General features: G+C 68.3%; 7 protein-coding genes. 5 read left to right on the plus strand and 2 right to left on the minus strand.

Features of this window, described 5'->3' with window-relative positions; all coding sequences use genetic code 11:
• Nucleotides 1-274 precede the first annotated feature (274 nt).
• Complete coding sequence (locus MJ797_RS19575) at nt 275-655, minus strand: hypothetical protein (protein WP_239337658.1); 381 nt, start codon at nt 653-655, stop codon at nt 275-277.
• Nucleotides 656-726: 71 nt separating this feature from the next.
• Between MJ797_RS19575 and MJ797_RS19580 the strand changes: the two genes are divergently transcribed.
• Nucleotides 727-1,260 (plus strand): helix-turn-helix domain-containing protein, encoded by a 534-nt coding sequence (locus MJ797_RS19580; protein WP_239337661.1) that lies wholly within the window; start codon nt 727-729, stop codon nt 1,258-1,260.
• A 326-nt stretch (nt 1,261-1,586) separates the two neighbouring features.
• Here MJ797_RS19580 and MJ797_RS19585 read toward each other — a convergent pair whose 3' ends face one another.
• Nucleotides 1,587-2,543 carry a GlxA family transcriptional regulator gene (locus tag MJ797_RS19585; protein WP_374582620.1) on the minus strand — a complete coding sequence of 319 codons (957 nt, stop codon included), beginning with the start codon at nt 2,541-2,543 and terminating at the stop codon, nt 1,587-1,589.
• A gap of 222 nt (nt 2,544-2,765) precedes the next feature.
• Between MJ797_RS19585 and MJ797_RS19590 the strand changes: the two genes are divergently transcribed.
• From MJ797_RS19590 to MJ797_RS19605, 4 genes are all read left to right on the plus strand, one after another.
• Nucleotides 2,766-3,458 carry a DJ-1/PfpI family protein gene (locus MJ797_RS19590; protein WP_239337667.1) on the plus strand — a complete coding sequence of 231 codons (693 nt, stop codon included), beginning with the start codon at nt 2,766-2,768 and terminating at the stop codon, nt 3,456-3,458.
• A 65-nt stretch (nt 3,459-3,523) separates the two neighbouring features.
• Nucleotides 3,524-3,826 carry a hypothetical protein gene (locus tag MJ797_RS19595; protein WP_239337670.1) on the plus strand — a complete coding sequence of 101 codons (303 nt, stop codon included), beginning with the start codon at nt 3,524-3,526 and terminating at the stop codon, nt 3,824-3,826.
• Nucleotides 3,827-3,945: 119 nt separating this feature from the next.
• The gene (locus MJ797_RS19600) at nt 3,946-5,070 is read left to right on the plus strand and encodes an AAA family ATPase (protein WP_239337673.1); all 1,125 of its coding nucleotides are present in this window, start codon (nt 3,946-3,948) and stop codon (nt 5,068-5,070) included.
• A gap of 5 nt (nt 5,071-5,075) precedes the next feature.
• Nucleotides 5,076-5,528: a DUF4276 family protein gene (locus MJ797_RS19605; protein WP_239337676.1), complete on the plus strand. Its 453-nt coding sequence runs from the start codon at nt 5,076-5,078 to the stop codon at nt 5,526-5,528.
• Nucleotides 5,529-5,676 lie beyond the last annotated feature (148 nt).

Raw genomic sequence — 5,676 nt, forward strand, 5'->3', positions numbered from 1 at the left:
GGCCACCAGATGCAGCCCCGCCGCACCCGCCACCGACTCCCGATCCCCCACTGACCGCAACCTCCACCCTTCGCATCAGATGCGAAACGGCTGGTCATCGACCCAAGACAGTCCCGCCGACACCCCCGATACGATCACTCGCTGAGCCGCGATGGACCCAGGAAACCCCAGGTCAAAGCCACTCCAGAACGCGCCGCATGCAGACCGACGCGTATTCGCATCCGATGCAATTCGCGGCGGTTATTCTAAAACGAGGGATTCGGCAACGTGCGGGCTATGTGCTCGACTCGTGGCGGCGGCGCCATGCGGTGCAGCGGTCCACGTAGGCGGGTAGGTGGGTGCGGGCGAACTCGTCGGGGCTCCATGGTTCGGCAGGGAGGAAGGCAGTGGGGTTGGTGCAGGCGTAGGTCCATGCGTGGCGGCCGTGGTTCAGGGGGACGCGGGTCAGGGTGTAGCCAAGCGCTACCGAGATGCGGGCCTTCAGGTCCGGAGGTGAAGGCCCGAGCGTGCTCTCAACTGGCTCGATGCCCTTCCCTCCGTGTGGTACTTGCTTGATCGTGGCGTGTTTGTAGTCGACGTGCAGGCTCGGGGTGACGCCGTCGGTGATGACCCGGGTCCGGAGCCGGTCGGGTGTCGCCCGCGGCCCCGTGCGCATGAGGCGCCGGTCGAAGACCAGGCTGACCAGGTCGGGGCGGCCGATGCCGAGGGCGTCCCTTGGTGGACACGGTGACCGCCTCGCGTCTTCCGAACATGAAGGAGTTGCGACCGCCGTCGTCCGGGCGGACCGAGATCATGATCTTGTTTGTGTTCGACCCGTACCGGTCCGCGGTGCTGCTCGTGGCCGGGGACAAGTCCGGTCAGTGGAGCCGGTGGTACCGCACGGCGATCCCGGAGGCCGAACGCCTCTACGAGGACTATCTCGACGCACGCACGAGGGGAGGCTGGAGCATGACTGAACCACGCCGGTGGCGGGACAGCGGGCACCGGGAACGGGCCGTGGAGACCGCGGGAGGGCCCGAAGCCTTCGATGCCGCTGTCCGGGCGATGCTCGACCAAGCGCGCGGCTGGCGGTTGGCCGAACTGCGCAAGCGCCGCGGGCTGACCCAGGCTGACGTTGCGTCCCGGATGGACGTGAGTACCGCCAGGATCTCCCAGATCGAGAACGGCGACGTCTCCACACGCAGGACGTTCTACAGCGCTACGTCGCGGCGCTCGGAGGAACCCTCAAGGTCATCGTCGACTTCGGCGACGAGCAATTGAAGATCGCCTGACCGTGCGGTGGGCCCCCGCGACAGGCCCACAAGGCAAGCGTTACCTCGCTCGCAGGCCTGTAGTGGAGGCAGCGGACAGCGGAGTGGTCCCGACAGCTCGGCTTAGAGCGCCCGGCAATAGGGGCGTGGGTCAAGGAGCGGGGCTGGGGTGCGTGCATCGCGAGGTGGCGGAGGGAGCCACCGGAGGTGTTGGGTGGCGACCGACGAGCCGGGGGGGTACCCGTGCATCGCGCGGCGATGGACGGGGCGCGATGACGCGAGGTGCGTGCCCTGGCCCCGCGACGCCGCGTCCCTATTGCCAGTCGCTCTAAACAATCATGTTGGCGTGGATCCCTGCCGGAAGCTGCGCCGGTAGGTGTGGGGGTTGACGCCCGTGACGCGTCTGAAGCGGTCGCGGAAAGCGGTGGGCGAGCCGAAGCCAACCTGGGCGGCGATGCGTTCCACCGGGTACTCGGTGGCTTCCAGGAGGTACTGGGCTTGGCGGATGCGGGTGCGGTGGAGCCACTGCAACGGAGTGGTGCCGGTCTGTTCGCGAAAGCGCCGCATCAGGGTGCGGGTGCTCATGGCGGCGTGTGCGGCGATCTCGTTGAGGGTGAGGTCGCGGGCGGCATTGTCCTGCATCCAGCACAGCAGGGGCTCGATCGCCGACCCGTGTGGGACGGGGGGATGTTCGTGGACGATGAACTGAGCCTGGCCGCCCTCGCGTTCCAGGGGCATCACGGACAAGCGGGCGGCGTCGGCGGCGACGGCGGAGCCGTAGTCGCGGCGGATCAGGTGCAGGCAGAGGTCCAGACCCGCGGCGGCACCGGCCGAGGTGAGGATCTGCCCGTTGTCGACGTAAAGCACGTCGGGGTCGACGTCGATGTCCGGGTAGTCCCGGGCAAGTTGGGCCGCGGCGATCCAGTGGGTGGTGGCACGCAGGCCGCTGAGCAGGCCGGCGGCGGCGAGGGTGAAGGCGCCCGAGCAGATGGACGCCACCCGGGTACCGGCGCTCGCGGCTTTCTTCAGCGCGTCGTGGACCGCGGCGGGGATGGGTCGGGACGGGTCGGCGACGCCGGGCACAATGATCGTTTCTGCATCGGCGAGCGCCTCCAGACCCCATGGCGCGTGCAGGGTGAACAGCCCGGCGTCAACGTCGAGCCCGTCGGCGCAGATGCGCACCCGGTAGCCGGGGCGTCCGTCGGGCAGGCGGGTGCGGGTGAACACCTCGATAGGGGTGGCCAGGTCGAAGGGGATCACGTGGTTCAGCGCGAGGACGGCGACGGTGTGCACGGCTGCAACATAGGTCGCCACCGTATTCCTGCCAACCGTTACCAGGCAGCGTCTTCCACGGTGTAGCTGCTCGCTCTCATGCCGCGGAGCACTGGTTTTGCCATTGGCGATATTCCGTTGGAAGTTGACACTCCTGTCACTGGGGTGGGGGCGGACCCGCCGGCTAGCCTCGGGCTTCGGTTCCAGCAGGGAAGTGGCATATCCGCCGGAAAGAGGACCCGCATGCGTGCCCAGATTGTCCTGTTCGACGGCTTCGATCCACTCGATGTCATCGCCCCGTTCGAGGTTCTCCACGCCGGCGGCACCGTGTCGGCCGGGGCGCTGACCGTGGAGCTTGTCTCCGCCGAAGGCCCGCGCAAGGTGGTCAGCGGCATCGGTGGCCTCGCGCTCGAGGCCACCGCCCAGCTCGACCCCGAACGTGCCGACCTGATTCTGGTCCCGGGCGCCTCCGGCAGAATCACCGAAGACGACGACCTGACCACGCCCGAACGACTAACCACGCCCGAACGCAACGGTGACGAAACCATCCCGGTGCTGCTGGGCCGCACCCTCGAGACCGATCTGCCCCGCCTGCTCGCGGCCGGGATGAGGCGCCCTGGACTGACGGTGGCCACCGTGTGCGGCGGCTCCCTCGTCCTGGCTATGGCCGGCCTGCTGGAAGGCCGCCGCGCCACCACCCACCACCTGGGTATGGATCTCCTTGACGCCACCGGCGCCACCGCCGTGGCCGCCCGCGTCGTCGACGACGGCGACCTCGTCACCGGTGCCGGCGTCACCTCGGGCCTGGACCTGGGCCTCTACCTGCTCGAGCGGGAACTGGGGCCGCAGATCTCCCATGCCGTCGAGCAGCTGTTCGCGCACGAACGCCGCGGCGTCGTCTGGCGCGACCACGGCCCCACCCCCATCGCCCTGTGACTCCTCGCGGCACACCCCCCACCAAGGCTCTCCCTGAATCCTCTCTCGTAGCCAGGAGCACCCGCATGCCCGTCGAAGGAACCTGGGACCTCGCCATCTCCACGCCGATCGGCACGATGAACGCCGTCGTGGACCTGTACGCCGAAGACGGTGTCCTGAACGGCACCGCTCATGGATCCGGTGAGGAAGCCGCCCTCGGTGACCCGCTCTTCGCCGGGGACCGCCTCACCTGGTCCCAGTCCATCACCAAGCCCCTGCGCCTGAACCTAACCTTCGACATGGTCGTCAACGGCGACACCATGACGGGCAAGTCCAAGGCGGGCCGCCTGCCAACCTCCAAAGTCACCGGCCAGCGCCGCACCGCCTGATCTCAGGGGATCAGGACGGTCGTGCCGGCCAGCTGCCTGGCGGTTTCGTCGTGGACCACCGTCCGCCCGATGGGTAGGTGGAGGGTTCCCCGCGCCACTGCCCGTCGTAGAGTGATCGCGTGACGGCAGGTCGCCTTGCGGCGGTGACGGTTGAGGGGTACACCTCAATCCGCTCGGCACGGGTCCGGCTGGGTGGGCTGAACGTCCTGATCGGCCCGAACGGGGCGGGTAAGAGCAACTTCGTCTCCGCGCTGGAGCTGCTGGGGCGGATCCTCGACGAGGATCTGCAGCTGTTCGTCGGGCTGCGCGGCGGCGCCGGGGCGCTGCTGCACGGCGGTCCGCGAGGCGGAACGCCCGGGATCACAGTCCGGATAGAGGCGCCGCCACACGCCTACCTGGCACGTCTGGTCCCCAGCGCACGCGATGAGCTGGTCTTTGAAACGGAGGAAATCTCCGGGCTGGCAGAGACCGCAGTGCTGGGCCATGGGCACAGGGAGACACTGCTGCACCGGAGGACTGGCAGCCGGGCTGAACGGGCGACAGCGGGCCAGGTGACAGAGATCCTGGACGGCTGCCGGGTGCACCACTTTCACGACACCAGCCGAACCGCACCGGTGAAACGGTTCGCCAACCCGGCGGACAACCTCACGCTCGCCCCCGACGCGGGGAACCTGGCAGCCTATCTGCTACGCCTGGCAACCGAGGACACCGCAGCCTACCGGCGAATTGTGCGGGCCGTCGGGCAGGTTGCGCCCTTCTTCCGGGACTTTGTGCTGGTGGGGGAACATGCCGGTGTCCGGCTGCGCTGGCGGCAGGCCGGTATGGACGGGGTCCTCGGCCCTGAGTCGCTGTCCGACGGCACCCTGCGCTTCATCTGCCTGGCCACGCTGCTGCTGTGTCCCGACCCACAGCCATTGATCATTCTGGATGAGCCGGAACTTGGCCTACACCCGTTCGCCTTGGTCCAGCTCGCCGGCATGCTGCGCTCCGCCAGCCAGACCAGCCAGATCGTCGTGGCCACCCAGTCCGTCCCCCTCGTCGACCATGTCGACCATGTCGACCATGTCGACCATGTCGACCATGTCGACCATGTCGATCTCATCATCGTCGACCGAACGGACGGCACCTCCACCTTCCACCGCCCCAACCCAGCCGATCTCGCGGCCTGGCTGGACGACTACTCGCTGGGCGAACTGTGGCAGAAGAACATCCTCGGCGGCCTGCCCACCCGGGAAGACGGCTGACCCTCGTGCGCTCGCTCTATCTTCTCGCCGAGGGCCAGAGCGAGTTCGTGGTCATCGACTCCGTCCTGCAGCCACACCTCGAGCAGGCCGGCTTCCACGTTCGCAAGTCCATCCTGGTCACGAAACCGACCGTCGGTGGCCCCGCGCTCCGTGGCGGTGTCAGCAGCTGGGCTCGCATCGAAGGGGAGATCCGTCGAGTCCTGCTGGACCCGACCGTCGACATTGCCACCACAATGGTCGACTACTACGGGCTACCCAACGATACCCCGGGCATGTCGCAACGGCCCCTCGCCGCCGACCCGTTCAGCCAGGTAACGGCCGTCGAGCAGGCGATCGAAGAGGTGATTGGCGACCCGCGGTTCATCGCCCATCTCACCCTGCACGAGCTGGAGACCTGGGTCCTCGCCGCCGCAGGCCCGCTCGGCGACCTTGTTGGGAACCGCCGTCTCACCGGGTAGATCAGAAAGATCGTCGACGGCCACGGCGGGCCCGAGCAGGTGAACGACGGCCGGGAGACCGCCCCCTCCAAACGGCTCCCGTATCGAGGCGCTGGTGGATGACACCGAGCCCAAGCTGTGACCGGCTGCCGGTGTCGGACGACGGCGT

This window comes from Protofrankia sp. CiP3 (assembly GCF_917627345.1).
Taxonomy (GTDB): domain Bacteria; phylum Actinomycetota; class Actinomycetes; order Frankiales; family Frankiaceae; genus Protofrankia.